This is a genomic window from Parasphingorhabdus sp. (genome assembly GCF_048267785.1).
Lineage (GTDB): Bacteria > Pseudomonadota > Alphaproteobacteria > Sphingomonadales > Sphingomonadaceae > Parasphingorhabdus.
This window is the reverse complement of the sequence record NZ_JBLWWU010000016.1, coordinates 37,257-49,910: the sequence shown is the minus strand read 5'-3', so window position 1 is coordinate 49,910 and position 12,654 is coordinate 37,257. Positions and strand designations below refer to the sequence as shown.

Annotated in this window: 17 protein-coding genes; 8 read left to right on the top strand and 9 right to left on the bottom strand. The window is 56.6% G+C overall.

The genetic code is table 11. The features are described 5' to 3' along the window. Window positions 1–48: 48 nt before the first annotated feature. From ACN0VD_RS13005 to ACN0VD_RS12975, 7 genes are all read left to right on the top strand, one after another. Window positions 49–720: a glutathione S-transferase family protein gene (locus ACN0VD_RS13005; RefSeq protein ID WP_417594922.1), complete on the top strand. Its 672-nt coding sequence runs from the start codon at window positions 49–51 to the stop codon at window positions 718–720. 13 nt (window positions 721–733) lie between these two features. Then, a complete protein-coding gene (locus tag ACN0VD_RS13000) occupies window positions 734–1,408 on the top strand; it encodes a glutathione S-transferase family protein (RefSeq protein WP_417594920.1) in 675 nt (224 codons plus the stop codon). 23 nt (window positions 1,409–1,431) lie between these two features. Next, window positions 1,432–1,815 carry a DUF1428 domain-containing protein gene (locus ACN0VD_RS12995; RefSeq protein ID WP_417594918.1) on the top strand — a complete coding sequence of 128 codons (384 nt, stop codon included), beginning with the start codon at window positions 1,432–1,434 and terminating at the stop codon, window positions 1,813–1,815. A 12-nt stretch (window positions 1,816–1,827) separates the two neighbouring features. Beyond that, on the top strand, window positions 1,828–2,619 hold the full coding sequence (locus ACN0VD_RS12990) for a VOC family protein (protein ID WP_417594916.1): 792 nt from the start codon (window positions 1,828–1,830) through the stop codon (window positions 2,617–2,619). 105 nt (window positions 2,620–2,724) lie between these two features. Beyond that, on the top strand, window positions 2,725–3,099 hold the full coding sequence (locus ACN0VD_RS12985) for a VOC family protein (RefSeq protein WP_417594914.1): 375 nt from the start codon (window positions 2,725–2,727) through the stop codon (window positions 3,097–3,099). Next, window positions 3,099–3,818 carry a helix-turn-helix transcriptional regulator gene (locus ACN0VD_RS12980; protein ID WP_417594912.1) on the top strand — a complete coding sequence of 240 codons (720 nt, stop codon included), beginning with the start codon at window positions 3,099–3,101 and terminating at the stop codon, window positions 3,816–3,818. The genes ACN0VD_RS12985 and ACN0VD_RS12980 overlap by 1 nt, the downstream gene beginning before the upstream one ends. Before the next feature lies 1 nt (window position 3,819). Then, complete coding sequence (locus ACN0VD_RS12975; protein WP_417594910.1) at window positions 3,820–4,434, top strand: glutathione S-transferase family protein; 615 nt, start codon at window positions 3,820–3,822, stop codon at window positions 4,432–4,434. Window positions 4,435–4,511: 77 nt separating this feature from the next. On the opposite strand, the gene ACN0VD_RS12970 is transcribed toward ACN0VD_RS12975, so the two are convergent. From ACN0VD_RS12970 to ACN0VD_RS12955, 4 genes are all read right to left on the bottom strand, one after another. Continuing rightward, window positions 4,512–5,231 carry a hypothetical protein gene (locus tag ACN0VD_RS12970; RefSeq protein ID WP_417594908.1) on the bottom strand — a complete coding sequence of 240 codons (720 nt, stop codon included), beginning with the start codon at window positions 5,229–5,231 and terminating at the stop codon, window positions 4,512–4,514. 135 nt (window positions 5,232–5,366) lie between these two features. Further along, entirely contained in the window at window positions 5,367–6,110 is a 744-nt protein-coding gene (locus tag ACN0VD_RS12965; RefSeq protein WP_417594906.1) for a Bax inhibitor-1/YccA family protein, read from the bottom strand. A 245-nt stretch (window positions 6,111–6,355) separates the two neighbouring features. Beyond that, window positions 6,356–6,850, bottom strand: a complete 495-nt coding sequence (locus ACN0VD_RS12960; protein ID WP_417594904.1) for a low molecular weight protein-tyrosine-phosphatase — start codon at window positions 6,848–6,850, stop codon at window positions 6,356–6,358. 36 nt (window positions 6,851–6,886) lie between these two features. Further along, on the bottom strand, window positions 6,887–7,438 hold the full coding sequence (locus ACN0VD_RS12955; protein WP_417594902.1) for a superoxide dismutase family protein: 552 nt from the start codon (window positions 7,436–7,438) through the stop codon (window positions 6,887–6,889). A gap of 118 nt (window positions 7,439–7,556) precedes the next feature. On the opposite strand from ACN0VD_RS12955, the gene folK reads away from it, so the two are divergent. Next, complete coding sequence (gene folK / locus ACN0VD_RS12950; protein ID WP_417594998.1) at window positions 7,557–8,045, top strand: 2-amino-4-hydroxy-6-hydroxymethyldihydropteridine diphosphokinase; 489 nt, start codon at window positions 7,557–7,559, stop codon at window positions 8,043–8,045. A gap of 842 nt (window positions 8,046–8,887) precedes the next feature. Here the strand turns inward: folK and ACN0VD_RS12945 are convergent. Genes ACN0VD_RS12945 through ACN0VD_RS12925 form a run of 5 tightly spaced genes read right to left on the bottom strand, consistent with a single transcriptional unit; the run spans window position 8,888 to window position 12,605 of the window. Continuing rightward, window positions 8,888–9,577, bottom strand: coding sequence for a lipoyl protein ligase domain-containing protein (locus ACN0VD_RS12945; RefSeq protein WP_417594900.1), 690 nt, complete (start codon window positions 9,575–9,577; stop codon window positions 8,888–8,890). Continuing rightward, a complete protein-coding gene (locus ACN0VD_RS12940; RefSeq protein WP_417594898.1) occupies window positions 9,577–9,807 on the bottom strand; it encodes a biotin/lipoyl-containing protein in 231 nt (76 codons plus the stop codon). Before ACN0VD_RS12940 ends, ACN0VD_RS12945 begins: the two co-directional genes overlap by 1 nt. Beyond that, window positions 9,804–10,853, bottom strand: coding sequence for an alpha-ketoacid dehydrogenase subunit beta (locus ACN0VD_RS12935; RefSeq protein WP_417594896.1), 1,050 nt, complete (start codon window positions 10,851–10,853; stop codon window positions 9,804–9,806). The genes ACN0VD_RS12940 and ACN0VD_RS12935 overlap by 4 nt, the downstream gene beginning before the upstream one ends. After that, window positions 10,840–11,823, bottom strand: coding sequence for a thiamine pyrophosphate-dependent dehydrogenase E1 component subunit alpha (locus ACN0VD_RS12930; protein ID WP_417594894.1), 984 nt, complete (start codon window positions 11,821–11,823; stop codon window positions 10,840–10,842). Before ACN0VD_RS12930 ends, ACN0VD_RS12935 begins: the two co-directional genes overlap by 14 nt. After that, window positions 11,820–12,605, bottom strand: coding sequence for a glucose 1-dehydrogenase (locus tag ACN0VD_RS12925; RefSeq protein ID WP_417594892.1), 786 nt, complete (start codon window positions 12,603–12,605; stop codon window positions 11,820–11,822). The genes ACN0VD_RS12930 and ACN0VD_RS12925 overlap by 4 nt, the downstream gene beginning before the upstream one ends. Window positions 12,606–12,654: the final 49 nt, after the last annotated feature.

Below are 12,654 nucleotides of genomic sequence, written 5' to 3'. Positions count from 1 at the left end.
TCCTGACACAGCCCACGATCCGGTCGTGCAATCGCCCGGGATATTCCGATGATTCCCACCATCACTGCCTTTGAAAGCTCGCCCGACGAAGGCCGCGGACTGGCGCGCGACATGCCGGTTCGCTGGGCCCTCGAAGAAGTCGGCCAGCGATATGATGTGCGGCTTGTTTCATTCGCCGCAATGAAAGAAGCAGCGCATCGCGAACTGCAGCCCTTCGGGCAGATTCCGACCTATCAAGAAGAGGGTCTCGCCCTGTTCGAATCCGGTTCTATCGTGTTCCATATCGCTGAATCCCGTACAGGTTTGCTACCGGAAGATACGAACGCCCGCGCCCGCGCTATCACATGGATGTTTGCCGCGCTCAGCACGATCGAACCGCCGATTGTCGATCGCGAAATTGCTACATATCTGGAAGGCGACGAGATCTGGTTCGAGGATCGTTTGTCTCGCGTCGAAGAACGAATCCGAAACCGCCTGGCAGAGTTGTCCAACCGCCTTGGCGATGCCGACTGGCTCGACGGGGGGTTCAGCGCGGGCGACCTGCTGATGGTGCAGGTACTCCGCAGACTGACCGGATCGGGAATTCTGGAGGAATATCCCCGCATCTCTGCCTATGTCGCCCGTGCCGAAGCGCGGCCCGCCTTCCGGCGTGCCTTTGACGCCCAGTTGGCGGTTTTCAAGGCCAGATCAAACGGTGACGGCAAGAATCCGCAACATTGAAGGGAGAGAAAAAATGCATATCAATTCCGATCCGGACATCAGAATTTCCGCCTTCCAGTGGGTGCCCGATTTTGCCCAGGGCATGGTCCGCGATATCCGGATCCGCTGGGCGCTGGAGGAAATTGAACGGCCCTATGACACCAGCCTGTTCGACGCGACGCAGCCGCGCGATGCCGAATATCGCGAATGGCAACCCTTTGGTCAGGTGCCGGCCTTTGACGACGGCAATGTCCGGATGTTCGAAAGTGGAGCGATCCTGCTCTATCTCGGCGAACAGGACGAACGGCTGCTGCCAGGCAAGCTTCAGGACCGTTGGGAAGCGACGGCATGGCTGATCGCGGCGCTCAACAGCGTCGAGCCGACGTTGTCCACGATTGTCAGCTATGATAGATTTCATGCCGACAAGGATTGGGCCACGGCAGCGCGACCCGCAGCGGTCGAACTTGCTCAGGCGCGCCTGCAAAGCGTCTCCGATGCGCTTGGCGACAAGAACTGGCTGATCGGCCGTTTCACCATCGCAGATATCATGATGGTGACGGTGCTCCGGAACCTGAGGCACACGGACATCGTCGCGGGCTTCCCCACGCTTGCCGCCTATCAGCAACGCGGCGAGCAACGCCCGGCATTCCAGCGCGCTTTGAAGGCACAGACAGAACCCTTTGCCGAATACGAGCCACAGATGGCCTGACCGATCACCAAAGGAGAAGAATAATGAGTTATATTGACGGATTTGTGATCGCGGTTCCCACCGCCAACAAACAAAAATTTATCGACCATGCCAATAATGCGGACAGCATGTTCATCGAAATGGGCGCCACAAAAGTGGTGGAATGCTGGGGCGATGACGTGCCCGATGGCAGCAGCACCGATTTCCGCAAGGCGGTAAAAGCAACCGAAGATGAGAGTATCGCATTCTCATGGATCGAATGGCCGGACAAATCGACACGGGATGCCGGCATGGCGAAACTCGAGGCGATGATGGAAGATCCGGACAACGCCGATCCACGTATGGATCCGGTTAAAAATCCGATGCCCTTTGATGGGAAACGGATGATTTTTGGCGGCTTTCAGCCCGTCGTCACATTGGGACAATAAGGAGCAAGAAATATGTCCAACAAACATGGTGATTTCATCTGGTATGAATTGCTGACCAGCGACGCCGACGGCGCGCAGGATTTTTACGGGCCGCTGCTCGGATGGGATTTTGCCGATAGCGGTCAGGCCGATAAGGATTATCGAGAGATTTCGATGAATGGCAACGGGGTTGGTGGCCTGTTGCCGCTGACGCCGGAAATGACTGCCAATGGCGCCCAGCCCGGCTGGCTCGGCTATATCACGGTCGAGGATGTCGACCGGATGGCGGAGGCAATATCATCGGCGGGCGGGACCGTCCATATGCCAGCGCAGGACGTTGCTGATGTCGGACGGTTCGCGCTGGTCGCCGATCCGCAAGGCGCTCCATTCTATGTGATGAAGGCAGTTCCGCCCGCCGACAAGCCGGACGCCGCCAGCCTCGCCTTTGCAGCGACCGAACCAATGGTCGGTCATTGCGCCTGGAACGAACTTGCCACCAGCGACACGGCGGCCGCACTCAACTTCTATCATGACCTTTTCGGCTGGGAGAAGGACGGAGAGATGGATATGGGGCCGATGGGCACATATCATTTTCTCCGCCATGATTTCATGATCGGCGCGATAATGGACAAGCCCGATGTCATGCCGGTTTCCGCGTGGACCTATTATTTCCGCGTCGCCGACATTGATGAGGCGGTCAAAACCATCAAGGCCAATGGCGGCCAGATCACGCTGGAACCGACGGAGATTCCCGGCGGCGAGTTTCAACTCAACGCAATCGACCCGCAAGGCGCTGCCTTCGCTCTGGTCGGTGCACGGAAGTAGACAATCCGGCCAACTATCTGCAAATGTCGAAACCCTCCTGACATGATGCTGTCAGGAGGGTTATGATATCCGGTGCTTGTTCAATCAACAAGGAGGAGCAAGCAAATGACCGAGACAACACATGACAGACTGGTATGGGTGGAAATTCCCGCAACAGACCTCAACCGCGCCAAAGGCTTTTACGAAGCCGTGCTGGAGACGTCCCTCTTCGAAAATAATGATGGCCCGCAGACCATGCAGATGATCCCCAGCGTCAATGGCGCGATGTGCGGCCATCTCTATGAAGGCAAGCCAGCGACGGCCGGAGACGGCATCACGGCGCATCTTTCCGTTGCTGGCGAACTGGCCGGTGCGATGGACCGGATCAGGGCCAGCGGGGGCGAAGTGGTGTCGGAGGTCATCTCTCTCCCGTCGGGCGCGTTTTTCTACGCGAAGGATACAGAGGGCAACAGCCTCGGTATCTTCAAATATAACGACTGATGCGCAGAGCCGACCGCCTTTTCCAGATTGTGCAATTTCTGCGCGGTGGCCGGCTCGTGACAGCAGCCAGTCTGGCCGAACGCCTGGAGGTTTCGGAGCGCACCATCTATCGTGATATTGCCGATCTCCAGTCGACTGGCGTGCCGATCGATGGAGAGGCGGGTATCGGCTATATCATGCGCAGCGGTTTCGACCTGCCGCCCCTGATGTTCAGTCGCGACGAGATTGTCGCGCTGGTCACCGGCGCGCGGATGGTCAAGGCCTGGGGTGGCACGGCGATGATGGCAGCAGCGGAAGAGGCTTTGGTCAAGATCGAGGCGGTTTTGCCGGAGACCGAGCGAAGCCGCGTTGGCGGCACCAAAATATTCTCGCCCTCGATAGGATTGGCGGGTCAGGCAAGAGAATTGATCGACCGCTGCGAACAGGCCATCGATGCCCGGGAGATTGTGGCCATGGAATATAGTGATGAGGACGGCTCCACCACCAACCGTACCGTCCAGCCGCTCGGACTCTGGTTCTGGGGCAAGGTCTGGACTCTGGTGGGGTGGTGCGAATTGCGCAATGACTTCCGCGCATTCCGGCTCGACCGCATCGCCAGGTTCGCGCCAACCGGCAAACTCTACAAACCGGACCCGAAACGGTCGCTGGAAGAATTTTCGCGTCAACAGCGGGAAAAATATAAAAAATATCTGAACAAATTAAACCAGGAAGGAAAATGAGATGACCCTGAAATTCTACACCAACCCGATGTCACGTGGCCAGACTGCCCGCTGGGCGCTGCACGAAGCCGGCGCGGACTATGAGCAGGTGCTGCTGGAATATGACACCACGATGAAGGCGCCGGACTATCTTGCTATCAATCCCATGGGCAAAGTCCCGGCGATTGACCATGACGGCAAGGTCGTGACCGAAGGGGCTGCGATCTGCGCCTATCTGGCAGATGCCTTTCCCGAAGCCGGGCTCGCGCCGACGGCGGACGAGCGGGCGGATTATTACCGCTGGCTATTCTTTACAGCTGGTCCCCTTGAAGCCGCGATCACCAATCGGTCGATGGGTTTCGAGATTGAACCGGACAAGGAGCGCATGGCTGGTTACGGTAATTATGACCAGGTTGTCGAAGCCCTGGACAGCAAGTTCAAGACTGATGATTATGTCTGCGGCAGTCGTTTCACCATGGCCGATGTTTATGTCGGGGCACAGGTGGTATGGGGCACGCAATTCGACACCCTGCCCAAGCGAGATAGCTTTCTGGCCTATGCGGAACGGCTGACGGCGCGCGCTGCCTATAAAGCGGCCAAGGCAGTCGATGAGGCATTGATTGCCGAGAATGGCTAGGTACTGCGCCTGAACCGGACAGAAAAAAGGCCAGATGGTCCTCCCGTCTGGCCTTTTTCAATGGGTTTAAAGTCGTTTCATTCCCCGGCGGATGGCTCTTCATAACCGAGCGTCGGCTGAGTGACTTCCGTAGCGGGCTGCCCATATTGTGTGCGCCATTTCTCGAGGTCGCGTTCATATTCCTCATACGCGAGATAAAAGTCGGTAAACGGCTTTTCCAGTTCCAGTAAAGCCTGTTCCGCAAACGCGTTGAGGTCGGCAGATTTGGTCACAATGGCACGCTGGCTGATCTGTACGGCCTGATCACAAAAGGGTCGGCGCAGTGGCGAGAAGGACCAGTAATTATAGAGCCGGGTCTGGTGACTATCATGCTCGGCCTTGTAGCCGGCACCGATCTCGCGCTGGAATTTCCGGATGATTGCATTGTTCGCGTTGCGCAGCGTAGCGCTGTTGTTGGTGATGAACGCGTTATAATCATCGACGAGCCGGACATATAATGGGCCGGTGCAGCTCAGCGCCGCTACATTCATCGCTGCCCGGACATGCCACAGGGTTTCCAGCGGTCCCAGATCGCGGTTAATCGTGTCGCGCAGTCCGTCAGCCCGCAGCGATGGTATGATCGAAAGATGACTCGCACCAAAAGGAGGGGTCGGCGCGCGGGGCGTATATTGCGGCTGGACAACCGGAGCGGCCGGCGGCGGAGCCGGTGCCGTCTGACAGGCGGCAAGAAATGCCAGACCGCCAGCAACCAGTAATAGGCGTAAATCCTTCAAACGCGGCATCGTAACAATCTCCATGAACTACTGCCGTTTCTTTAGGATTCACGCCGACGCTTGTCCAGCACTAGCGGCCAAATCTCGACGAACCGTCAAACAAAAAAGCCCGACAGTTTCCTGCCGGGCTTTTACGCTATTCTGATGATGGGCCCGTGCCTAGTCCTGGCTGCCCATGAAGGTTAGCAGGAACTGGAACATGTTGATGAAGTCCAGATACAGGCTGAGCGCGCTCAGCACCACGGTCTTGCCAACCATGTCCGTCCCCGCAACATAAGCATACATGCTCTTGATCCGTTGCGTGTCATAGGCGGTGAGGCCGGCAAAGATCAGTACCCCGATCGCGCTGATGACAAAGTGCATCATCGTTGACTGGAGGAAAATGTTGATGACCATCGCTACCAGCAGACCGACAACACCCATGATCAGGAAGCTGCCCCAGCCGGACAGGTCCTTCTTGGTCGTGTAGCCGTAGAGGCTAAGGCCAAGAAAGGCAGCGGCGGTTGCAAAGAAAGTCTGCGCGATCGATGCGCCGGTGTAGACTAGGAAGATGGTCGACATGGACAAGCCCATCAGCGTCGCAAACCCCCAGAACATCGCCTGCAGCGTGGTGGTCGAAAATTTATTTTGCCCGAAGCTCATCGCGAATACGATTGCCAGCGGCGAGAGAATGATCAGCCATTTCAGCGGTCCGCCGCCGAACATGATATCCTGTGCCATGCCGGAGCCAGCAAACAACATGGCGACAATACCGGTGAGCAATACACCGCTCGCCATATAATTATAGACCTTGAGCATGTACGAACGCAGACCGGCATCAAACGCGACATCCGTCTGTGATGCGGTGCCCACAGGGGCCTGTCCGAAGGTTGTTCTTGGATCCTGCCAAGCCATAATATGCATACTCCTCAATTTAGCGAGCCGATAACAGGCTCTATGGCTACTAATATCGGGTAATAGTGAATATTTTTCAAGGGAAACCGGCAAGGCATATTAAAAATATACTGCAGAATTTGATAGATAAAATCTATTACACCATCTTGTCTCCACTCCAATCGCCCATTCCAAGCCTCATGCAGGTTACCGCCCCGGTCTCCCCGCCTGCATGACGCGATGTTGCGGTCAACCGCAGAAGGAGCGGGACGCGGTCACCTCTGCTTGAGTGGAATTGGTATATTATCTCCGGCTTCCAGCATTTTTCGAATATTTTTGGCTGCCTCGGTCACCACGGTCCAGGTCTCGTCAAAACTGTCATCATCCCCATAATAAGGGTCAAAGACATCCTCGCCCGCCCTGCCCGCAACATGGTCAAACAACAGCGATAAGGTCGCAACCGCATTTTGCGGGCGCCTTGCCATCAAATCCTGCAGATTCTGGTTATCCAACGCAATCATATGATCGAAATGCTGGAAATCCAGTGTTGTCACTTGTCGTCCCCGCAAATGACCGATTTCTACATCATTTTTCGTCGCCACCGCCTGCGCTCGCACGTCGGGCGGATGCCCGGCATGCCAGTCGCCGGTGCCGGCAGAATCGATGATAACATTCAACTCACTGTCAGCACATTCTTTACGCAGAGCGGCTTCGGCCAACGGAGAGCGACAGATATTGCCGAGACAGACAAACAAAACAGACTGGCCCATAAAAATACTCTAACAGCTAACTACAAGAAAATCGGTTCAACGACCGCCAACAAACACGCCGCAGGCTAATCGTCCGCCGCTTTCGCCGGATGGGTCGGTCTTCAGATCATCCGGACCTTCATGCACCACAAAAGCCGCACCATCCGCATCAAGCAGGGCATAGTCCCCGTCTTTGAGCTCCGCACCGGGGATCATGGCCTCCAGCGCACCGGTCCCGTCCTCGCCAATATCGAGATTGAAGAAATCGCCGGCATGCGCGCCTTGCGGATTGTCGAATCCATGTTGCTTCCCGCCGGGATTCCAGTGGCCGCCAGCGGATTTAAAATCGGGACCTTCGCATTTGCCAAATTCGTGAATATGAACGCCATGGGCGCCGGGTGACATGCCTTTCGCCTTTATATTGACGAGCAGGCCATTATCGCCCTGGGCGACGATGACTTCGCCATATTCAGTCTGATCCGCACCAACCAGCGCCGCCCGCGCGACATTGCCGCTTACTTCACCGGGAGACACGCCTTCCGAGCTACATCCGGCAGATATGAGAGATAACAGGACCGCGCCCGATAGAGTGAGATGATGGTGACGCACAAAGCTTCTCCTTGATTTCCTTGACATTCATTGCATGATAGCAGCCGATCCCCCTGCTTGGAACCATTTGTTCCGTTCTCGTCTTTTCCGAACCACACAGGAGCCAGTATTGCCGCATATGCATTACCTGATTGCTCTCGGCTCGAACCAGCGCCATCCGCGCTTTGGTTTGCCGCGTCGCGTTCTTGCTGCGGCAATCGATCGGCTTGCCGGGCAAGATCTGACCATTGCAAAAGCATCCGGCATGATTACCTCGCGGCCAATCGGCCCTTCCCAGCGGTCCTATGCCAACGCCGTCGCGATCATTGAAACGAATCTGCTTCCCCCTCGCCTGCTCGAGCGGCTCAAGCGCATCGAAGCGGAATTTGGTCGCCGGCGGGGTCAGCCCTGGTCCCGCCGCGTCCTCGATCTTGATATCCTGATGTGGAGCGGCGGAGCGTTTGACAGCGACACACCTGCCCTCACAGTCCCTCATCCGCTGATGCGGGAACGCAGCTTTGTCATTGGCCCGGCAGCCGAAATTGCCGGAGATTGGCAGGATCCCCTGACCGGGCTGACGATCGCCCAATTGCACGCTCGCCACCGGCGCCCCAAAAAGCGCCCCTAGAAAGCGCCAAAGCGGCTCGATCATGCAACAAAGCGCTCCCGGAGAAGCGCTTCCCGACTGTTTCTCGGCATGGGATCAGCCGATCAGGATGCCCATAGTTCAATCGGTAAAGCGTCCCACTTTTAATGCCCCGTCCTTTCAATAAATATTATCAATCAGATACTTGTTCCGCGCGGACAATGGATCTGGCCAATTTTCCGCCAGCCACACGAGGCTGAGAATATCATTGGCCTGCGCCCGGCACGCGAGAGCGTGGTAGCTGCGAACAAAAACAATGATCTGTGACAAATCCGTCAGGTTGGATAGCCCCATAAGTTTTACCCCTCCCTCGCCTAAGCGAAGAAGGGGTAATAATGGTGAGCCCTGCTGGGTTCGAACCAGCGACCTACTGATTACATACCCTCTACAGCTTTCGCTGCCGCCATATGGCGTTTGGAGTCTGGACTTTCTCTTCACCATATTGACCGAAGTCAATTTAGGCGGGTGCCGTCAAGTCTCTACACCTTCCGATTTTACTCGGCTTGGCTCGGGATTGCCAACGTCCTGAAACGTAAGGGTTCCCCGAATTTGACACCTTTTCATCAGACAGTTTCCTGTCCGCGCTCCCATCGAAAGTCAGTTGCTCTACCGACTGAGCTAAGGGCCCACAGCGGCGTCCTTATGGGAGGCGAATGCGTTATACAACCCATAGTTTTATTCTGAGGAAAAAAATTTTCATTCGTGCGGATACCTGTCACCTTCTTTAAGCAGAGAAAGCATAAAAGCGGCAAACGGGTCTCATCCACTCGAAGGTTGAGAAAGACCGACCGGCGATAACTGACAGTCGCAACGTCCCAGCCAGTTCATACAGGACTCAAACCCATTATATTCGCAAGACTTGTGTGGCTGGACGTCGCATATACATGATCCAGCCCTACCCCCCGCTCGAATTTGCTTATGAGGGAAATATCCCGCTCGGGCGAGCCATAGATTACTATGGACGCGTGACAGATATGGGCGGTTTGGTTCTTGCGGCGCACAATGCGCGATGCCGTTCCGGCGATTTTCCTGCCATGCAAGCACAAGTTGTAATTGCCGTCACAATAGGCTCCAACCACCGGACCAACAAAAGCCTCGAGATGCAATTTGTGGAAAGCAGTTTGCAATAATGCAGACAAGTCAGAATAGCTCGCATTGGGCTGCACTCGTTCTGCGCCGCCAGCAACTGCCAGCGAAACATTCAATATCCCGGGGCGATGGATCACCGTTGTTCCGCCCGACGACCGGACATGGACGGGCCAGCCAGATCTCGCGCTCAGCTTTGCCGCTTCGGCGAAATTTTCACGCCTGGCAATAGCACGTGTCGTCACCAGGCAGTTCCGATTCTCCCAGATTCTGAGGCGAGATGATCCGGAAGGCAGAGCAGCGACTTTTTCGAGAAGCGCGTCATCATCGTCTATTGCCTGCTGTCCCGAACAGCCTTCGACCCCAGTGTCGGCCGAGATCGCGTGGGCAAGGCGCCGGACCAGATCTCGTTCCTGCGTCGAGGCCATTATTTTATCGAACCAATCACCTGTCCCGGAGTTACGATTTCATCCTCCGCCACCAAAATGGAAAGCGCTCCGCTGGCTGGCGCGGGAATCTCGAAACTGGTTTTTTCGACCATTATTTCGGCGACGGTCACGCCTTCCTGCACGGCTTCTCCTTCGCCATAAAGCCAGGTTGCAAGCGCGGCTTCCTGATCCGGCTCCCACTGACCCTGCGGCACCACTATATCGGTCATTTCTTCTCTCCCAGCATGGCGATGACCCGGCTCTCGATCTTCCCGGCATCGGGCAGCAGAAAATGTTCCATCACCGGTGTGAATGGGATCGGGATATCGGGATGGGCCATGCGTTGCGGCGGACATTTCAGCGGGTCTGGCAACGCTTCGCAGACCGTGGCAATGACTTCTGCTCCGATACCGAAGCTGAGATAATCGTCGTCCACCACCAGCAGCCGTCCGGTTTTGGAAACCGATGCACGGATCGTCTCCCGATCAAGCGGCGCTATGGTCCTTAAATCTATCACTTCTGCGTCGATCCCCGCGTCGTGCAGATTCCGGGCGGCAGCGAGCGCCTGATGGACGGTGGCTCCAAGCCCGACAAGGGTGACATCCCCTCCCTCGCGAACGATCGACGCTTTGCCGATCGGCACGAGATATTCGCTTTCCGGCGTATCATTGATCGAGCCGGCCACCGTGCCGAGCCACCCCATGCCCTGCAACGCCTTGTGAAACATGAAGATGACCGGATTGTCGTCGCGGATGGCCGAAAGCATGAGGCCTTTCGCATCATGGGCATTGGACGGAATCACGACTTTCATGCCCGGAAGATGTCCGAATGTGGCGTAGAGGCACTGGCTGTGCTGGCCGGCATCACCATAGCCGCCACCGACCGATGTCATCAGCACCATCGGACAAGAAACTTTCCCGCCGGAAAAATAGCTTTGTTTGGCGGCCAGATTATAGATCGCGTCCATGCAGACGCCAAAAAAATCGACGAACATCAACTCCACAACCGGACGCATCCCCGATGCGGCCATCCCGACCGCTGCGCCAATGAAAGCGGTTTCGGAGATCGGGGTATCCCTCACCCGGTCCGGCCCGAACGTCTCGAACAGTCCGGTCGTCGTGCCGAAAACGCCGCCCATTTTCCCGATATCCTCGCCCATCACCAGGACGGATGGATCCCGTTCCATCTCCTGACCTATGGCCTCGCTCATTGCTTTGGCGATGGTGAGCCGGCGCTCTGCATTCGGCTTCTCGACGGTTTCATCAGGCAAAGACATGGTCAAAGGCCTCCTTCGGTTCGGGATAATCATTGTTGCGTGCGAACAAAAATGCCTGATCAACAATTTCGCGGGCTTCGCTTTCCGCGCGATTGAGTTCTGCTTCTTCGAACCCGTCTCCGACCAATCGGGCCCGATAGGCGGGAATGGGATCGAGTTCCTGCAATCGCTTGACCTCGCCCTTGGGGCGATAGCCTTCCGGATCGCCCATGAAATGGCCCTCCAGCCGGCTGGTTTCTATCTCGATCAGACTGGGCCCCGAACCGGACCTTGCTCTTTCGATCGCGATGCGCGCGGCTTCATATACCGCATCCGGGTCGTTGCCGCTGACATGATGGCCGGGCATGGCATAGCCAGCCGCTCGATCCGCGTTTTTGGCAACCGCGGTGCAAGCGCTTTTCGGGACGGAAATACCATAGCTATTGTCTTCGATGACGAATACCACCGGCGCTTTCCACACCGACGCGAGATTGAGGCATTCATGAAATGCCCCCTGATTGGCGGCACCTTCCCCCAGAAAAGCAACCGCAATGGCATCGCTTCCCCGCATCCTGGCTGCGATGGCAGCGCCGACCGCCGGGCCCATTCCCTGAGCGATGATTCCCGAACAGGAAAAATTCACCGCCGGATCGAACAGATGCATATGCCCGCCGCGTCCGCCCGCCAGACCGTCTTTCTTGCCAAATATCTCGGCGGCCATGGCATTGAGATCTACGCCCTTGGCGATTGCGATATGATGCGGCCTGTGGGTAGCGGTAACGCTATCGTCGGGACGCAGATGCGCGCACACGCCCACGGCGCAAGGTTCCTGGCCATCGGACAAATGCATCTCGCCCGGCAGCGGTCCTTTCGCCATATTGAACACCGGCGTCTTGCCTTCAAAATAGGCGGGCTTGATCAGATTTTCAAAATGGCGGCTCTTGACCATCTGGGTATACATCCAGAGGCGCGTGCTGTTGCTGCTGCTCATCGGGCCACCCATCCGCCATCAATCACCAGCTCGATGCCGGTGACAAAGCGGGACTCGTCCGATCCCAGATAGACAGCGCCCAAGGCGATATCTTCGGGCGTGCCAACCCTGTTCAGCGGGCATAGCGAGGCAATTGCTCCCCATGGATCATCGGCTGGAACCGAGCCATTCTCGACCCATCCTTCGACCGCCATTTCCAGCATTGGTGTGCGGATACAGCCAGGGTGAATGGAATTGCAGCGGATCGCGTCGCCATGCGCCGCCCATTCGATCGCGAGACTTTTCGACATGTGTCTGACGGCGCCTTTGGACGTATTATAGGCCAGTTGGTCCGGGTAGCCGACAATACCCGCAATCGAGGAAATATTTATAACCGAGGCGGAAGACCCGGATTTCCCTGATTTACTGAGCAAAGCCTCTAGCGTCTTGCAACCGAGGAAAATGCCGTCGACATTGACGGCCATGACGCCGCGCCAGTCTTCCAGACTGTGATCCCGCATCGGTTTGACAAGTTCCAGTCCGGCGTTGTTGACCAGAATATCAAGCTTCCCGAAACGCTCGCTGATATGAGCTGCCAGAGCCTGCCAGTCCTCCTGCGATGAAACATCCAGATGCAGGGCAGTTGTACCAATTTGAGCGGCGAGTGACTTGGCACCGTCGTCATTGACATCGCCAATGATGATCCGCGCGCCTTCCTTCGCCATGGTTTCCGCAATTCCCGCCCCTATTCCTTGGGCCGCCCCGGTGATACACACGACCTTGTCGTGCAGTCGTCCTGTCATAATCCCATCCTCTTTTCCTGATTTTGAGGAATAGTCCAACGCTTGCCAG